14 protein-coding genes are annotated in these 16889 nt (G+C 70.3%); 8 read left to right on the top strand and 6 right to left on the bottom strand.

All coding sequences use genetic code 11. The annotated features are described in order from the left end of the window. Nucleotides 1–218: 218 nt before the first annotated feature. The 4 genes from ilvC to NIE79_RS30630 all read right to left on the bottom strand — a co-directional run bounded on the left by ilvC (nt 219) and on the right by NIE79_RS30630 (nt 6344). On the bottom strand, nt 219–1232 hold the full coding sequence (ilvC, locus tag NIE79_RS30645; protein ID WP_238681886.1) for a ketol-acid reductoisomerase: 1014 nt from the start codon (nt 1230–1232) through the stop codon (nt 219–221). 91 nt (nt 1233–1323) lie between these two features. Then, nucleotides 1324–1839: an acetolactate synthase small subunit gene (gene ilvN, locus NIE79_RS30640; protein WP_088946549.1), complete on the bottom strand. Its 516-nt coding sequence runs from the start codon at nt 1837–1839 to the stop codon at nt 1324–1326. Nucleotides 1840–1920: 81 nt separating this feature from the next. Further along, nucleotides 1921–3801: an acetolactate synthase large subunit gene (locus NIE79_RS30635; protein ID WP_238681885.1), complete on the bottom strand. Its 1881-nt coding sequence runs from the start codon at nt 3799–3801 to the stop codon at nt 1921–1923. A gap of 188 nt (nt 3802–3989) precedes the next feature. Continuing rightward, a complete protein-coding gene (locus NIE79_RS30630) occupies nt 3990–6344 on the bottom strand; it encodes a putative bifunctional diguanylate cyclase/phosphodiesterase (RefSeq protein WP_274524917.1) in 2355 nt (784 codons plus the stop codon). A gap of 129 nt (nt 6345–6473) precedes the next feature. Between NIE79_RS30630 and ilvD the strand changes: the two genes are divergently transcribed. Together ilvD and NIE79_RS30620 are read left to right on the top strand one after the other, a co-directional pair. Beyond that, nucleotides 6474–8321: a dihydroxy-acid dehydratase gene (gene ilvD / locus NIE79_RS30625; RefSeq protein ID WP_238681883.1), complete on the top strand. Its 1848-nt coding sequence runs from the start codon at nt 6474–6476 to the stop codon at nt 8319–8321. Between the two features lie 174 nt (nt 8322–8495). Next, nucleotides 8496–9332, top strand: coding sequence for an SCO4651 family lipoprotein (locus NIE79_RS30620; protein WP_238681882.1), 837 nt, complete (start codon nt 8496–8498; stop codon nt 9330–9332). Between the two features lie 117 nt (nt 9333–9449). Here NIE79_RS30620 and NIE79_RS30615 read toward each other — a convergent pair whose 3' ends face one another. Then, on the bottom strand, nt 9450–10277 hold the full coding sequence (locus NIE79_RS30615) for a DUF3152 domain-containing protein (protein ID WP_238681881.1): 828 nt from the start codon (nt 10275–10277) through the stop codon (nt 9450–9452). Nucleotides 10278–10453: 176 nt separating this feature from the next. Then, complete coding sequence (locus NIE79_RS30610) at nt 10454–11632, bottom strand: ROK family transcriptional regulator (RefSeq protein ID WP_238681880.1); 1179 nt, start codon at nt 11630–11632, stop codon at nt 10454–10456. A gap of 163 nt (nt 11633–11795) precedes the next feature. On the opposite strand from NIE79_RS30610, the gene NIE79_RS30605 reads away from it, so the two are divergent. From NIE79_RS30605 to NIE79_RS30580, 6 genes are read left to right on the top strand one after another with little or no spacing between them, the layout of a single operon-like run. Continuing rightward, complete coding sequence (locus tag NIE79_RS30605; protein ID WP_238681896.1) at nt 11796–12524, top strand: amino acid ABC transporter ATP-binding protein; 729 nt, start codon at nt 11796–11798, stop codon at nt 12522–12524. A gap of 19 nt (nt 12525–12543) precedes the next feature. Next, nucleotides 12544–13512 carry a glutamate ABC transporter substrate-binding protein gene (locus NIE79_RS30600; protein ID WP_238681879.1) on the top strand — a complete coding sequence of 323 codons (969 nt, stop codon included), beginning with the start codon at nt 12544–12546 and terminating at the stop codon, nt 13510–13512. Nucleotides 13513–13528: 16 nt separating this feature from the next. Continuing rightward, nucleotides 13529–14173 (top strand): amino acid ABC transporter permease, encoded by a 645-nt coding sequence (locus NIE79_RS30595; protein ID WP_112582064.1) that lies wholly within the window; start codon nt 13529–13531, stop codon nt 14171–14173. Beyond that, nucleotides 14170–15039 (top strand): amino acid ABC transporter permease, encoded by an 870-nt coding sequence (locus NIE79_RS30590; RefSeq protein WP_238681878.1) that lies wholly within the window; start codon nt 14170–14172, stop codon nt 15037–15039. The genes NIE79_RS30595 and NIE79_RS30590 overlap by 4 nt, the downstream gene beginning before the upstream one ends. After that, nucleotides 15036–16055 (top strand): asparaginase, encoded by a 1020-nt coding sequence (locus NIE79_RS30585; RefSeq protein ID WP_238681877.1) that lies wholly within the window; start codon nt 15036–15038, stop codon nt 16053–16055. The genes NIE79_RS30590 and NIE79_RS30585 overlap by 4 nt, the downstream gene beginning before the upstream one ends. Further along, nucleotides 16052–16795: a copper homeostasis protein CutC gene (locus tag NIE79_RS30580; RefSeq protein WP_238681876.1), complete on the top strand. Its 744-nt coding sequence runs from the start codon at nt 16052–16054 to the stop codon at nt 16793–16795. Before NIE79_RS30585 ends, NIE79_RS30580 begins: the two co-directional genes overlap by 4 nt. Nucleotides 16796–16889 lie beyond the last annotated feature (94 nt).

Genomic DNA, 16889 nt, shown 5'->3' with positions numbered 1-16889 from the left:
CCCGGTCGGGCGACGGACATCGGCCGTTCACCGGACCGACACGGTTGCTCCGGCCACGCCGAGCACCGGCGGCGTCGGTCACCCGGCCACTGCGGGAGGGTCGTGGCGCACGAGCACTGCCGCCCGACGTATCGACGGGCGGCAGCATGCCGGGCAGCCCCGGAGCGGCGCTGGGGAGAGCGCCGGCCCAGGGCCTGTCGGTAGATCGTTCGAACGGGTCAGGCGGTCTCGGTGATCGGGCGGTCGACCCAGCTCATCATGCCGCGCAGCTTCTTGCCGGTCTCCTCGATCGGGTGCGCCGCACCCTCGGCCTGCCACTTGGTGAAGTTGGGCCGGCCGGCCTCGTCCTCGGCGACCCACTCGCGGGCGAACTCGCCGGACTGGATCTCACCCAGGATCTTGCGCATCTCGTCCTTGACCCGGGAGTCGATGATGCGCGAGCCGCGGGAGAGGTCGCCGTACTCGGCGGTGTCGGAGATGCTGTAGCGCATCTTCGCGATGCCGCCCTCGTACATGAGGTCGACGATCAGCTTCAGCTCGTGCAGGCACTCGAAGTAGGCGATCTCCGGGGCGTAGCCGGCCTCGGTGAGCACCTCGAAACCGGTCTGCACCAGCGCCGAGGCGCCGCCGCAGAGCACCGCCTGCTCGCCGAAGAGGTCGGTCTCGGTCTCCTCGGTGAAGGTGGTCTTGATCGCGCCGGCCCGGGTGCCGCCGATCCCCTTGGCGTACGCGAGGGCGAGCGCGAGCGCGTTGCCGCTGGCGTCCTGCTCGACGGCGACGAGACAGGGCACGCCCTTGCCGTCGCTGTACTGGCGGCGGACCAGGTGGCCGGGGCCCTTGGGCGCGACCATCGCCACGTCCACCTCGGCCGGCGGCTTGATCAGGCCGTACCGGATGTTGAAGCCGTGGCCGAAGAAGATCGCCTTGCCGGGGGCGAGGTGCGGGGCGATCGACTCCGCGTAGATCCCGCGCTGGGCGGTGTCCGGTGCGAGCACCATGATCACATCGGCCTCGGCGGCGGCCTCCGCGGGCGTGACCACCCGCAGGCCCTGCTCCTCAGCCTTCGGACGGCTCTTCGAGCCCTCCGGCAGACCGATCACCACGTCGACGCCGGAGTCACGCAGCGACAGCGCGTGGGCGTGGCCCTGGCTGCCGTAACCGATCACCGCGACCTTCTTGGCCTGGATCAGGCCGAGGTCGGCATCGTCGTCGTAGTACACCTCAACGCTCATGAGAACTTCCCTTTCGTACGACGGCCGGGGCGGCCCGTCGTGGTCTGTGCGGATGAATTCCGGGACGGCCGGCCGAGGGCCGACCGGCGGGTCAGGCGGCCCGCAGCGCGGGACCGGCGGTGATCGAACGCGAGCCGCGCCCGATGGCCACCAACCCGGACTGGACCATTTCCTTGATGCCGAACGCCTCGAGGTCGCGCAGCAGCGCGTCGAGCTTGTCCGGGGTGCCGGTGGCCTCGATGGTCAGCGTGTCCGGTGCGACGTCGACCACCCGGGCGCGGAACAGGTTGACGGTCTCCAGCACCTGCGACCGCGCGGACCGGTCGGCGCGAACCTTCACCAGCAGCAACTCCCGGGCGACCGAGACCTGCGGATCCAGCTCAACGATCTTGAGTACGTTGACCAGCTTGTTCAGCTGCTTGGTGACCTGCTCCAGTGGCGACGACTCCGCGTTGACCACGATGGTGATCCGGGAGACGTCCGGGTTCTCGGTCTCGCCGACCGCGAGGCTGTCGATGTTGAACCCGCGCCGGGAGAACAGGCCGGAGACCCGGGCGAGCACGCCGGGCTTGTTCTCCACCAGCACGGACAGCGTATGCATCGTCATGCCACGGCCTCGCTTCGCTCGGTCGCGTCACGACCATTGGCAATGCTGAGCTTGCTGATTCGTTCGCTGTGCTCACTCATGTCAAATGTCATCCTCGTCGAAGGCCGGGCGGACGCCGCGGGCGAACATGATCTCGTCGTTGCTGGTGCCGGCGGCGACCATCGGCCACACCATCGCGTCCTTGCCGACCACGAAGTCGATCACCACGGGGGCGTCGTTGATCTCCATGGCGGCGGCGATGGTCTTGTCCACGTCGTCGGCGCTCTCGCACCGCAGCCCGACACAGCCCAGGGCCTCGGCGAGCTTGACGAAGTCGGGGATGCGGTGCTTGTGGGTGCCGAGCTCGGTGTTGGAGTAGCGCTCGTTGTAGAAGAGCGTCTGCCACTGCCGGACCATGCCGAGGTTGCCGTTGTTGATGACGGCGATCTTGACCGGGATGCCCTCCAACGCGCAGGTCGCCAACTCCTGGTTGGTCATCTGGAAGCAGCCGTCACCGTCCACCGCCCAGACCACAGTGTCCGGCTTGCCGACCTTGGCGCCCATCGCCGCCGGAACCGCGTAGCCCATCGTGCCGAGGCCGCCGGAATTCAACCAGGTGTACGGCTTCTCGTAGGAGATGAACTGCGACGCCCACATCTGGTGCTGGCCCACCCCCGCCACGAAGATCGCGTCCGGGCCGACGATCTCGCCCAGCCGCTTGATGACGTACTGCGGGGACAGGGTCCCGTCGACCGGCTCGTCGTAGCCCAGCGGGTAACGGTTGCGCAGGTCGTCCAGCTGCGTCCACCAGTCACCGAGGTCGGTGGTGCGCCCCGCCGACCGCTCGGCGGTGACCGCGGCGACCAGCTCGTCGATGACGTGCTTGGCGTCGCCGACGATCGGCACGTCCACGTGCCGGTTCTTGCCGATCTCGGCGGGGTCGATGTCCGCGTGGACCACTGCCGCATCCGGGGCGAACGAGTCCAGTTTGCCGGTGACCCGGTCGTCGAAACGTGCGCCCAGCGCGACGATCAGATCCGCCTTCTGCAGGCCGTAGACCGCGGCGACGGTGCCGTGCATGCCGGGCATGCCGAGGTGCTGCTGGTGCGAGTCCGGGAACGCGCCGAGCGCCATCAGCGTGGTGACGACAGGGATGCCGGTCAGCTCGGCCAGCCGGCGCAGCCCGTCGGTGGCACCGGCCTTGAGCACCCCGCCGCCCACGTAGAGCACCGGCCGTCGGGCCGCAGCCATCAACCGTGCCGCCTCCCGGATCTGCTTGCCGTGCGGGTGCAGGGTGGGCCGGTAGCCGGGCAGGTCCAGGGTCGGCGGCCAGGAGAAGGTGGTCGACGCCTGGAGCACGTCCTTGGGGATGTCGACCAGCACCGGGCCGGGTCGCCCGCTGCTGGCCAGGTGGAACGCCTCGGCCAGCACCCGGGGGATCTCCTCGGCGTTCTGCACGAGGAAGTTGTGCTTGGTGATCGGCAGGGTGATGCCCTGGATGTCCGCTTCCTGGAAGCCGTCGGTGCCGATCAAGGGGCTGGCCACCTGCCCGGTGATCGCCACCATCGCCACCGAGTCCATGTACGCGTCGGCGATCGGGGTGACCAGGTTCGTCGCGCCCGGGCCGGAGGTGGCGATGCAGACGCCGACCTTGCCGGTGGCCTGCGCGTAGCCGGTCGCCGCGTGCCCCGCGCCCTGCTCGTGTCGCACCAGGATGTGCCGGACCGTCGAGTCGTAGAGCGGGTCGTACGCCGGCAGGATCGCGCCGCCCGGAATGCCGAAGACGACGTCGACCTCGAGCGCCTCAAGGGACCGCACGAGCGAGCTGGCCCCGGAGATCGGGGTCGCGGCGGCGGGCCGTACCGCCGGGGCGGCCGGGGTGGCCGTGCGCGTGGCGGCCTGGTCGACGTCGAGGGTCGGGTCGGCGGCCGCGCGGGCCCGGCGGGCGGTGTGGGCGAGGGTCTCGGGCGTGGGTCTCGTCATGGCGGTTCTGGCCTTCGGCTGGAGTGGCTGGTGGCTAGTCAAGCGATGCGACGCGGGCGCGGCCCGCTTCGCCAGGTTCCGATGGCAATAAAAACGGCCCTCGTGCAGATGCACGGGGCCAGCGCACTCTCGGTGAGGGAGAGTGCGCTCAGGTAAGTACTCGCAGCGACCGGTACGACGACATGCGGCTAAGCCTGACGCATCTCACGCGATGAGTCAACTGATCCCATATGTTGGTTAACGGAGGTCGGCGCGCCGGCCGGCGACGCGCCATCGGCAGGCGCGGTGAGCTGGGCGGACCCGCCCGCAACGCGACGTGGCGCGGGCACCGGAGCGGGACGCGCACCGGGGGACGTGGCCGCCTCCAGCATCGCCTCCAGGTGCTCGGCCGGCACCCCCCAGCCGAAGAGCGCGCCCTGGCCGAAGCGGCAACCGGCGGCCACCACCGCTGCCAACTCGGTCGGAGTGGTCACCCCCTCGGCGATCACCTCCAGCCCCAACTGGTGGCCCAGGCGCATGACGATGTCGACCATCGGGGCGAACGCCGGGCCGTCCTGGCCGACCGGATGGACCGGCTCGTGCTCGGCGACCAGGCTGTGATCGATCTTGAGGATGTCGATCGGCAACCGGCGCAGCTGCCCCAGCGACGAGTAGCCGGCCCCGAAGTCGTCCAGCGCGATCCGGACACCGGTCAACCGCAGCGCTGTGAGCCGCCGGATCAGCTCGTCCAGGTCGGTGGCGACCGCGTGCTCGGTGACCTCCAGCACCAGCCGCTGCGGCGGCACGTGGTGGGCGCGCAGCGCCTCGGCGACCTGGACCACGTACTCCGGGGCGTGCAGCTCACGTGGGGAGACGTTCACCGACACCCAGACGTCGTGCCCGTCCGCCAGCCACCGGGAGAGCTGGTAGCAGGCCTGATGCAGCACCCAGGCGCCGAGCGGGGCGATCATCCCGCACTCCTCGGCGAGCGGGATGAACTCGTCCGGACGCACGTTGCCCAGCTCAGGATGGTGCCAACGGAGCAGCGCCTCGGCGCCGACCGGCCGCACCGACGGCAGCGACGCCACCGGCTGGAAGGCCAACCGCAGCTCGTCGCGGTCGATGGCCCCGCGCAGCTCGTGCTCCACAGTCGTACGCCGGCGCAGCAGCAGGTCGTACGCGGCGTCGTACCGCTCGATGCGGTTCTTCCCCCGCTGCTTGGCGTAGCGCAACGCCAGGTCGGCGTGGCGCAGCAGCAGCTCCACGTCCGGCTCGTCCGCCCAGTCGGCCACGCCGATGCTCACCGACAGGAAGACCGGCCCCTCCGGCTGGTCGTAGGGGCGGTTGAGCACCCCGAGGAGCCGTTCGGCGACCCGGTCCGCCTCGACCGGGCGGCCCTGCATGAGCACGGCGAACTCGTCGCCACCCAACCGGGCGGCCACGTCGCCGGGGCGCAGGTTGCCGCGCAGCCGCCGGCCCACCTCGGCCAGCACGGCGTCGCCCACGTCGTGGCCCCGCATGTCGTTGACGTTCTTGAAACCGTCCAGGTCAAGGCCGAGCAGCACACACGGGTTGTGGTCCGCGGCGTTGCGGTGCAGCGCCCGGAGCAGCCCGCGCCGGTTCGCCAACGACGTCAGCGGATCGGTGTGCGCCAGCTCACGGAAGTGCGCCTCACGCTCGGCCAGGCGGCCCGCGTACCCGCGGACGTCGCGCAGGGTGAGGTACTGCCGTGCCACCAGGGCGAAGCCCTCCACACTGCCGGCCACGATGCCGGCCGCTGTGAACCGGCCGTCCTGGGCGAGGTGGTACATCGCCGAGGCGGCCATCGCCAGCATCGGAGCGATCGCGTACTCGCCGTCGCTCCCGACCAGGTCCAGGTCGACCTGCCCCGGCCGGTCGGCCCGGTGGACCGCGAGCGCCACTGTCAGCAGGCCGGCGGCGAGCATCGCCGCACCGGTCAGCGCCATTGTCGGCCCGGCCTGGCAGAGCCCGGCGCTCAGACCCAGCCCGCCGCAGGTCACCGCGCTGATGCCGGCGCCCAGCGCGGCGAGCCGTCGACGTGGGGTGGCGGCCCGGAAGACGATGATCACGACAAGCCCGGCACCGAGCGCGGCGCTCACGGTGGCCACCAGGATCGCCGGGCAGGCCATCGGGGTGGCGGCACCGAGCAACCGGGTGGGCTCGGAGAAGAGCACCCAACCGACGAACCACAGCGCCGCCGCCATGACCAACCCGTCCAGGGCGAGCCGGGCCGTTCCCGCAGCGGTGGCGGCCACCCCGGGCAGCCGGAGCAGACCAGCGGCGAAGGCCAGCCCGCTCACCGCCGTGCCGATCGCCACCACTGTCGCCCAACCGGTGCGCTGACCCTGCTCGTGGGCCCAGTGGTCGTTGGCGCTGAGCGCGGCGAGCACCCCGGTCAGGAGGCTGAGCAGCGCACCTCCGGCGGCCGCCGCGAGCAGCACGTGTGCCGGTCGACGCCGACCCGTCCGCCGCCGGGCGACGATGGTCAGCAGCACGACGGCCACCGCGGCGACGAGCCCGCTGAGCGCCGCGACAGCGACCATGCCCGGTGGAAAATGCACGCCTCCAAGAGTGCCGGATGGGCGCACGTCATGGGGGGCTGAGTGTGCATCTGTTGGGACACGGCAGATACCCGGGTGGGCCGGCGCGCCGACGGTGTCATGCTGGTATGTATGCCTGAGCTGCGGTCGAGGACCTCCACACACGGTCGGACGATGGCCGGCGCCCGGGCCCTCTGGCGGGCCACCGGGATGACCGACGACGATTTCGGCAAGCCGATCGTCGCCATCGCCAACAGTTTCACCCAGTTCGTGCCTGGTCACGTACACCTCAAGGACATGGGTGGCCTGGTCGCCGACGCGGTCGCCGAGGCCGGCGGGGTGGGCCGGGAGTTCAACACCATCGCCGTCGACGACGGCATCGCGATGGGCCACGGCGGCATGCTCTACTCGCTGCCCAGCCGTGAGCTGATCGCCGACGCTGTCGAATACATGGTCAACGCGCACTGCGCGGACGCCCTGGTCTGCATCTCCAACTGCGACAAGATCACCCCCGGGATGCTGCTGGCCGCGTTGCGGCTCAACATCCCGACCGTCTTCGTCTCCGGCGGCCCGATGGAGGCCGGCAAGACGATGGCGATCGAGGGCGTCGTGCACAGCAAGATCGACCTGATCGACGCGATGATCGCCTCCTCCAACGAGGCGGTCACCGACGAGCAGCTCGGTGAGATCGAACGCTCCGCCTGCCCGACCTGCGGCTCCTGCTCCGGCATGTTCACCGCCAACTCGATGAACTGCCTCACCGAGGCGATCGGGCTCGCCCTGCCCGGCAACGGCTCGACGCTGGCCACCCACGCCGCCCGCCGGTCGCTCTTCGTCGAGGCCGGCCGGACCATCGTGGAGATCTCCAAGCGGTGGTACGACGGCGACGACGACTCGGTGCTGCCGCGTACGGTCGCCTCCAAGGAAGCCTTCGAGAACGCCGTCGCCCTGGACGTGGCGATGGGCGGCTCCACCAACACGGTGCTGCACCTGCTCGCCGCCGCCCGCGAGGCGGAGATGGACTTCGGCGTCTCCGACATCGACGCGATCTCCCGGCGGGTGCCGTGCCTGGCCAAGGTCGCGCCGAACTCACCGAACTACCACATGGAGGACGTGCACCGGGCCGGTGGCATTCCGGCGATCCTCGGCGAACTCGACCGGGCGGGGCAGCTCAACCGGGACGTGTGGGCCGTGCACTCCCCCTCTCTCGCGCAGTGGCTGACCGACTGGGACGTGCGCGGTGGCTCCCCCACCCCGACGGCCGTCGAGCTGTTCCACGCCGCCCCCGGCGGCGTGCGTACCGTCGAACCGTTCTCCACCACCAACCGGTGGTCGTCGCTGGACACCGACGCGGCCGGCGGCTGCATCCGGGACCGCGAGCACGCCTACTCCGCCGACGGTGGGCTGGCCATCCTGCACGGCAACCTGGCACCCGAGGGCAGCGTGGTGAAGACCGCCGGCGTGCCCGACGACTGCCTGACCTTCCGTGGCCCGGCGAAGGTCTACGAGTCGCAGGACGACGCGGTGACCGCGATCCTCGCCAAGCAGGTCGTCGCCGGAGACGTCGTGGTGATCCGGTACGAGGGGCCCAAGGGCGGCCCCGGCATGCAGGAGATGCTCTACCCCACCTCGTTCCTCAAGGGACGCGGGCTGGGCCGCTCCTGCGCGCTGCTCACCGACGGCCGTTTCTCCGGTGGCACCTCGGGGCTCTCCATCGGGCACGTCTCGCCCGAGGCGGCCTCCGGCGGGCTGATCGCCCTGGTCCGCGACGGCGACGAGGTCGTCATCGACATCCCGGGCCGGTTGATCGAGCTGAACGTGCCCGCCGAGGAGCTGGAGGCACGACGGGTGGCCGAGGAGAAGCGCGACAAGCCGTACACCCCGACCGATCGACAGCGCCCGGTGTCGGCGGCGCTGCGCGCGTACGCCTCGATGGCCACCTCGGCCAGCGACGGCGCCTACCGCCGCGTCCCGGAGTGACCACCGCTCGCGATCGACGCTGGATCACCGATGTCGGGGTGTCCCACTCGCTCGGGCACCCCGACATCGGTGATGTCGTCGGCGAAACACGGTCCGCGGATGTCGGTCGCGTGGGCTAGCGTGTCGTCGATCAATTCGGGGAGAGCCCGGATTCCAGCGGGAAGAGGCGTGTACGTGTCATTTGGCAAGAAGTCCGTGGCTGTGGCGGTCTCGGCGCTCACCGCGCTCGCTGTCTCCGCGTGCGGCACAACGTCCGGCGGATCCGACGCGCCCAAGCAGCCCAGCGTCCTGGAGCTGCTGGCCAGTGACCTGAAGGGGTCGCTGCAGAAGACCGCCGAAGCCACCGACAAGAGCGACTCGGTGACCGTGACGATGACGGGCACGGCGGGCGGCGAGAAGGTCTCGATGAAGGGCGTCCTGGACCTCGGCGACCCGGTGAAGGCCGAGATGACGACGACGGACGAGAAGGGCGCCGCGACAATCGTCCGGATGGTCGGCGCGGTCATCTACGTCGAGATTCCGGCGGAGGACCGCGCGGAGATGGACGGCAAGCGCTGGATGAAGATGGACCTGGGCGCCGCCGGCAAGCAGGCCGGGATGAACTTCGGCAAGCAGTTCGAGGACATCGACCCGACCAAGCAGGTCAAGACGCTGCTCGCCACCGAGGGCACGAAGGTGGTCGGGCAGGAGACGGTGAACGGGACGGCCACCGTCCACTACACAGTCACCACGCCGATGGCGACCTACCTTCAGCAGATCGACGAGAAGCTGCGGGCGGGCGTCGAGCAGCAGATGACCAAGATGGGCGTCAAGGACATCACCACCGACCTGTGGGTCGACGAGCAGTACCGGCCCAGCCGGGCAACCATGAAGATGGGCCCGCTGGGCGACCTGGTGATGGACTACACCGACTACGGCAAGGCGGTGACCATCGAGACGCCGCCGACGGCGGAAACCCTCGACTTCGCCGAGATGCTCAAGGGCCTGCAGGGTCTGACCACCACCAGCTGATCACTTCGGTCTTCGGGCGGGCTCGGCGTCACGCCGGGCCCGCCCGTTCCGTTCCGGTGCTGCCGGTACGCATGCCAAGCCTCTCGTCGGGCAGTGATCACCACGGGATCCGTGCGGTCAGGACGGTGCCCACGGTCCGCTGACGAACTGTCCGTTGCCAACGAACGGGCTGACGTTCGGCACGCACCCGTTCAGGCCCATCGTCTGGGTCATCATGACCGGGGCCGGCTTGCCGCGACCGCCGCACTTCATGTGGGCGAAGCCGAGGAAGTGACCGAACTCGTGATTGATCACGCCGGCGTGGTACTCGTCGATGCTGACCGGGTATCCCGGTGAGCCCTGGAGCCACCGCCGCAGGTTGATCATGATGGTCTTGCCGTACTTGCAGGAGTAGACGCCCTCGGTGTCGACGCCGCTCGCGCCGCAGAGTCTGTCCACTGTCCTCGGTGTCGCGAGCCGAACGTCGACGTCGACCCTGGAGGTGCCGACCCGCTGGAAGGACCACGACGCCCGGGTCAGGTTCACCGCGGAGTTGGTGACCGGGTGCTGCGCGGAGGTGGTCCACCCGTTCGGTGCGGCCAGCACCTGCTCGATGCTCGCGGCGAACCGGCCCGGCTTCCACGCGGGGATGTCACCCCAGGCGATGCCCTTCTCCACCGAGACGCTGTAGCGCACCCGTTTCTTGCCCTTGCCGATCACGCGACCGGTGCCGGTGGCGGTGGTGAAGGTGCCGGCGGCCCTGGTGGGGATCTGCCCGTCGGTCGGGATCTCCGGAGTTGGGCTGGAGGTCGGCGTGTCCCTGGGACTCGGAGCTGAGCTCTGCGTACTCGGGCCGGAGCGGGGGACGTCGGCCTGCCCGGACGCCGGTGTCGACAGGCCACAGGCGGCGGTCGCCAGCACCACTGCCAACGAGATCGGCACGAGCAGCCGTCCGTTGATCCGCACGTCGAAACCTCCAGGAGCAGTCACGGGTGAGTGAGGAACACCGGAAGGCTACGTGACTGCCTGTAAGAAAACTGTCAGGATGATCGGCGTCGGCATACGCGCAAAAGCACATAGATCCGGCATGCAACACGGAGCCAGATCACACTGAGTGACCACTGCTGTCGCTTTGAGCGAAATTACGCGGGTGCCACGACGTGGTCGATCACCAGGTGGGCGGCACCGGTGATGCCGACGTCCTGGCCGGCGGCGACCCGTTCGATGAGCAGCGTCTGGGTGGCCAGCGGAAGGCACCGCTCGTAGAGGGTGGCCCGCATGCTGGCCAGCAGCGGCTCGCAGTCGGCGAGCCGACCACCGATGGCCACCACCTGCGGGTTGAAGAAGTTGACCACCACGGCCAGGATCTCGCCGACGGCGCGACCGGCCTGTCGGGCGAGGGCGGTGGCCTGCCGGTCACCGTCGTCGATCAGGCGGATCACACCGGTCAGGTCGGAGACCGGTACGCCCTGCTCCCGCAGCGCGGTGACCAGGGCGGCGCCGCTGGCCACCGCCTCCAGGCAACCGGCGTTTCCGCAGGTGCACGGTGGCGCGGGGTCGGCCACCACCCGACAGTGGCTGATGTCTCCGGCGGAGCCCTGCGCGCCCCGGTGCAACCGTCCACTGGAGATCACACCGGAGCCGATTCCGGTGCCAGCCTTGATGTAGACGGCGTGGTCCAACTCGGAATGCGCGGTGCGGTGTGCGCCGAGCGCCATCAGGTTGGCGTCGTTGTCCACGATGACCGGCACGTCGACCCGGCCGGCGCAGAACGCGGCGACGTCGAAGCCATTCCAGCCGGGCATCCGCGACGGGCTGACGATCCGCCCGGTGGCGTGCTGCACCGGACCGGGAATCCCGATGCCGACGCCGCGGAGCGCACCTGGCGCCGAGCCGTCAGCCGAGGCCGCCGGATCGCTGCCCACCAGCGTGGCGACCTCGGCCAGCAGGGCGCCGAGCACCGACTCTGGGCCGTCCTCGATGCGGACCGGCAGGGTGCGGGCCCGGACCACCCGCCCGGAGAGATCCAGTGCGCCGACGCGGGCGTGATGCGCGCCGAGGTCGATGGCGCCGACAACGGCACCGCCGGTGGGCACGGCGAGCTGGCGGGGTCGCCGCCCGCCCCGCGACCGCCCGGCGCCGGTCTCCTCCAGCAACCCCTGGCTGATCAACGCCTCGACCCGCTGGGAAACCGTCGACGGGGAGAGCCCGGAGAGGCGGGACAGGTCGGCCCGACTGACGGCCGCACCGGTGGCCACCCAGCGCAGTAGCTCCCGGGGGCCGCCCCGGAGGGCATCGCGTGGCGCGTCGTCAATCGTCACGTCAGCTTCTTAGCACCCCTAGTTTGTTCAAGCAACCGGTTGACTTAGTTTGCTGGCTACCTTTAGATGACGCTGTTGGTTCGATATAAAGCTGACTTAGTTTTGTAGTCGAAGGAAGTGAGGCCGCCTGGTGGCACCGGAGACGACGGGTGCGAACCGACCGATGGTGTCGGTACGCGGCCTGAACAAGTGGTTCGGTCCGCTGCACGTGCTCAAGGACATCGACCTCACGGTGGCCGCCGGCGAGGTGGTCGTCGTGGTGGGGCCCTCCGGCTCCGGCAAGTCGACACTGTGCCGCTGCCTCAACCGGCTGGAGACCGCCGGGCAGGGCAGCGTCGAGATCGACGGTGAGCCGTTGCCCGCCGAGGGCCGTGCGCTGGCTCGGCTACGCGCCGATGTCGGCATGGTCTTCCAGTCCTTCAACCTCTTCGGCCACAAGACGGTGCTGGACAACATCACCCTCGGCCCCACCCGCGTCCGTCGGATCGCCCGACCCGAGGCGCGGCAGCAGGCGATGGCCCTGCTGGAGCGGGTCGGCATCGCCGACAAGGCAGACCACCACCCGGCCCAACTCTCCGGCGGGCAGCAGCAGCGGGCCGCTATCGCCCGGGCCCTGGCGATGCAACCGAAGGTGCTGCTCTTCGACGAGCCGACCTCGGCCCTCGACCCGGAAATGGTCAACGAGGTGCTCGACGTGATGGTCTCCCTCGCCGCCGAGGGGATGACCATGATCGTGGTGACCCACGAGATGGGCTTCGCCCGTCGCGCCGCCGACCGGGTGGTCTTCATGGACGACGGCCGGATCGTCGAATCCGGCGCACCTGACGACTTCTTCGCAGCTCCGCGCACCGAGCGGGCCCGCGACTTCCTATCCAAGATCCTCCAGCACTAGCCCCCAACGGGAGGGTGTCATGTCAATCCTCAAGATGAGCTTCACCGGGCGGCGGTCGCTCGCCCTCACCGCCACCGCGGTGGCGGTGGCCCTCGCCGCCGCCGGCTGCGGCGGCGACAGCGGCGGCAGCGCTCCGGCACTGCCCGGCAACCCCGGCCTGGGCGGCGACGGCGTCATCGCCCAGTCGGTGTACGACGCGGCCCCGGTGGCCACCGACGCGGACATACCGGCCGGTTCGACGATGGAGGCGATCCGCAAGCGCGGCTACCTGAACATCGGCGGATCCCTGGACGCGCCACTGCTCGCCCAGCAGAACCCGGTCAGCGGCACCATCGAGGGCTTCGACGCCGACATGGCGAAGCTGCTGGCGAAGTACATCATCGGCAAGCCCGAGGTGAAGACGACGACCATCGGCACCCAGACCCGGGAGGCCATGCTCCAGGCCAAGTCGGTGGACGCGGTCTTCCAGACGTACACGATCACCCCGCAGCGGGCCACCCAGGTCGCCTTCGCCGGGCCGTACCTCACCTCCGGCCTCGCGGTCGGGGTCCGCAAGGACGACACCTCGATCAAGAGCGTCAAGGACCTCGCCGGCAAGACCGTGATCGTCGGGGCGAACACCCCCGCCGTCACCGCGCTGCCCTCCGCCGCGCCCGGCTCGAAGCAGATCGCCTTCGGCACCGACCCGCAGGCGTTGCAGGCGCTGCTCCAGAAGCGCGGCGACGCGTACGTGCAGGACTTCACGCTGCTCGCCTCGGGCGCCAAGGCGAACCCGGGGATGAAGGTGGTCGGCGAGCCGTTCACCACCGAGGCGTACGGCATCGGCCTCAACAAGGAGGACGCGCAGTTCAAGGAGTTCGTCAACAACTGGCTGAAGAAGATCCAGGCCGACGGCACGTGGGCGAAGGTCTGGGAAGGCACCCTCGGCTCGGTGGTGGAGGGTGGGGCGCCCACCCCGCCCGCCCTCGGTTCCGCCGACGGCTCCTGAGCAGTCTCTCGTACCGATGGAAGCCCTCACCGCCCACCTGAGCGAGCTTGGCCACGGCCTGGTCACGACGGTCGAACTGACCGTCGTGACCACCGTCGGCGCGATGCTGCTGGGCATCGTCGTGGCCACCCTGCGCATCGCCCCCGTCCCGCTGCTGCGCGCCATCGGCACCGCGTACGTCGAGGTGTTCCAGAACCTGCCGCTGCTGGCGCTGCTGGTGCTCTTCGTGTTCGCGCTGCCGACCATCGGCATCACGTTCCCGCTGTTCACCTCCGCCGCGATCGTCATCGCTGTGTACGAGGGGGCGTACCTGGCCGAGGCGATCCGCGCCGGGATCAACACTGTCGGTGTGGGCCAGGCTGAGGCAGCCCGTGCCATCGGGCTCACCTTCGGCCAGTCCCTGCGGCACGTGATCCTGCCGCAGGGACTGCGGGCGGTGATCCAGCCGATCGGCAACATCTGCATCGCGCTGCTGATGAACACCTCGCTGGCCGCCGCCGTCGGCGTGGTCGAGCTGACCCAGGCGGCCAACACGGTGAACCTGGTCGAGGCTCAACCGATCGCTGTCTTCACCGGCGCCGGCCTCGCCTACATGCTGCTGGCGCTGATCATCGGTCAGGTCACCGGCCTGCTCGAACGAAGGCTGGCGATCGTCCGATGAACAAGACGCAACAGATCCTCTTCGACGAACCCGGCCCGCGCGCCCAACGGCGGATCCGGATCGCCACAGTGCTGGGCGCCGTCCTCCTGGCCGGCGCACTGGTCGCGGCCGTCTACCAGTTCGCCAGCCACGGCGAGTTGGCCGCAGCGCGATGGGAGCCGTTCACCACCTGGCCCATCTGGCGGTACCTGCTCAACGGCCTCTGGGCCACGCTGCGCGCCGCCGCCGCGACCGCCGTGCTCAGCGCCGCGCTCGGGCTGCTGCTGGCGCTCGGCCGGCTGTCGACGCATCGACCGCTGCGCTGGCTGGCCGGCGCGTACGTGGAGATCTTCCGGACCGTCCCCACCCTGCTGCTGATCTACGTGACGCTGTTCGCCCTGCCGCAGTACGGCATGAACTTCCCGCTGTTCTGGAAGCTCGTGGTGCCGCTGGTGGTCTCCAACTCGGCGGCGTTCGCGGAGATCTTCCGGTCCGGCATCCTGGCGCTGGACCGTGGGCAGACCGAGGCCGGCCTCGCGGTCGGGCTGCGCCGCGGGCAGGTGATGGCGCTGGTGGTCCTGCCGCAGGCGCTGCTCCAACTCGCCCCGTCCCTGGTCAGCCAGCTGGTCGGGCTGCTCAAGGACACCTCGCTCGGCTTCGTGGTCAGCTACACCGAGCTGCTCTACAGCGGGCAGGTGCTCTCCTCGTACACCCACCTGCTGATCCAGACGTTCCTGGTGGTGGCGCTGATCTACCTGGTGGTCAACGCCTCGCTGTCAAAGTTCGCCCGCGTACTCCAGGCCCGCAACGGCCGCTTCGGCGGCCGGCGCGGACGGCGGACCGCTGAGCTGCCCCCGCCGCTTCTCGAAGGGAACACCCCGCGGTGACCATCTTCCGTTACGCCGAACTGGCCCGGGTCGTGCGCAACGGCTTCGTCGAGAGCCGGCACTACGGCAGCGTCGTGGTGCTCGCCCCGGACGGGACTGTCGCACTGTCCGCCGGCGTACCCGACGAGCCGGTGCTGCCTCGCTCCACCCTCAAGCCGGTGCAGGCACTGGCCTGCCGGATCGCTGCGGGCGACGAGCTGACCGGCCCGGCGCTGGCCCTCGCCGCCGGCAGCCACACCGGCGACGACCGGCACGTCGAGGTGGTTCGGGCGATGCTGGCCGCGGCCGGCCTGACCGAGAATGCGCTCGGCTGCCCGGAGGACTGGCCGGAGGATGAACCGACCCGGGACCGGCTGATCCGCGCCGACGGACAGCGCGACCGGATCCGGATGAACTGCTCCGGCAAGCACGCCGCGATGCTCGTCGCCTGCGTCGCCCGGTCCTGGAGCACCCACGACTACCTCGACCCCGACCACCCGCTCCAGCGGGAAACCGCCGCCGCCGTCGCCCGGCTGGCCGGCACGCCGATCGCGCACCACGCTGTCGACGGTTGCGGTGCACCGCTGTTCGGCCTGTCGTTGACCGGCCTGGCCCGCACCTTCCAGGCGTTGGTCACCGCGCCTGCCGGAAGCGACGAGGCGCTGGTCGCGCAGGCCATGCGCGAACACCCGGAGTACGTCGGGGGTTGGAACGGGCACCCGAACACCGACCTGATGCGGGCGCTGCCCGGCGTCCTGGCCAAGGGCGGGGCCGAAGGCGTGCTCGCGGTGGCCGCACCGGATGGTCACGCGGTGGCGGTGAAGGCGATCGACGGTTCGCCCCGGGCCACCACCGTCATCGCCCTCGCCGCCCTCGACGCCGTGGGCGTACCGGTGGGTGAGGCCGACGCGCTGCGCCAGGTGCCGGTGCTCGGCGGCGGCGTACCCGTTGGTGCCGTCACGGCCGTCATCGACTGGACCACAGCATCGTCTCGGACCGAAGCGGCATCGCCTCGCACGGAAAAGGAAGAATCATGAACACATTCGAGATCTGCATCGACAGCGTCGAGGGAGCGGTCGCCGCCGAGGAGGCCGGCGCCGACCGGGTGGAGTTGTGCTCCGCGCTCTTCGACGGCGGGCTGACCCCCAGCCTGGGCACCATCGAGACGACAGTGCACGCGGTCAACCGGATCCGGGTACACGTGATCGTCCGCCCCCGGGCCGGCGACTTCATCTACTCACCGTTCGAGATCGAGGCGATGGAGCGCGACGTTCGGGCCGCGGTGGCGGCCGGCGCGCACGGCATCGTGATCGGCGCGTTGACCGCCGAGGGTGACGTCGACGTGCCGACCACCCGCCGGCTGATCGCCGCCGCGGGCGACGCCAGCATCACCTTCCACCGGGCGTTCGACATGACCCGCGACCCGTACGCGGCGCTGGAGCAGCTGATCGACCTGGGCGTGCAGCGGGTGCTCACCTCGGGTCAGGAGGTCAGCGTGCTGGAGGGCGCTCCGCTCATCGCCGAGCTGGTGCGCCGGGCCGCCGGCCGGATCGTCATCATGCCGGGCGGTGGCATCACCCCGCGCAACATCGCCCGGATCGTCGAGGCGACCGGCGCCGACGAGTACCACTTCGCGGCCCTGGTCAGCTCGGACAGCCCGGCCGTGCACCGTAACCCGGCACCGCTGATGGGTGGCAGCCTGAACCGGCCCGAGTACGAGCGCTCGGGCACCTCGGGCGCGCTGGTCGGCCAGGTGCTCGCCGCCGCCCGCGCCTGATCCCTCGCGCTCGGTGCGTTGAGGGTGATGCCCCATAGTCATCTTGATGACTGTGGGGCATCACGCTCTCGACCGCGTCAGCGGTCGGACGCGG

It is taken from the genome of Micromonospora trifolii (assembly GCF_022229005.1).
GTDB classification, from domain to species: domain Bacteria; phylum Actinomycetota; class Actinomycetes; order Mycobacteriales; family Micromonosporaceae; genus Micromonospora; species Micromonospora trifolii.
The sequence above is the reverse complement of the archived record's forward strand: the minus strand, read 5'-3'. Positions and strand labels throughout refer to the sequence as shown.

Coding starts and splice junctions, on each gene's coding strand:
- NIE79_RS30595 (WP_112582064.1), top strand. CDS start 13,529: ATGGAAGCCCTCACCGCCCACCTGAGCGAGCTTGGCCACGGCCTGGTC.
- NIE79_RS30635 (WP_238681885.1), bottom strand. CDS start 3,801: ATGACGAGACCCACGCCCGAGACCCTCGCCCACACCGCCCGCCGGGCC.
- ilvN (WP_088946549.1), bottom strand. CDS start 1,839: ATGACGATGCATACGCTGTCCGTGCTGGTGGAGAACAAGCCCGGCGTG.
- NIE79_RS30590 (WP_238681878.1), top strand. CDS start 14,170: ATGAACAAGACGCAACAGATCCTCTTCGACGAACCCGGCCCGCGCGCC.
- ilvC (WP_238681886.1), bottom strand. CDS start 1,232: ATGAGCGTTGAGGTGTACTACGACGACGATGCCGACCTCGGCCTGATC.
- ilvD (WP_238681883.1), top strand. CDS start 6,474: ATGCCTGAGCTGCGGTCGAGGACCTCCACACACGGTCGGACGATGGCC.
- NIE79_RS30580 (WP_238681876.1), top strand. CDS start 16,052: ATGAACACATTCGAGATCTGCATCGACAGCGTCGAGGGAGCGGTCGCC.
- NIE79_RS30630 (WP_274524917.1), bottom strand. CDS start 6,344: ATGGTCGCTGTCGCGGCGCTCAGCGGGCTCGTCGCCGCGGTGGCCGTC.
- NIE79_RS30600 (WP_238681879.1), top strand. CDS start 12,544: ATGTCAATCCTCAAGATGAGCTTCACCGGGCGGCGGTCGCTCGCCCTC.
- NIE79_RS30605 (WP_238681896.1), top strand. CDS start 11,796: ATGGTGTCGGTACGCGGCCTGAACAAGTGGTTCGGTCCGCTGCACGTG.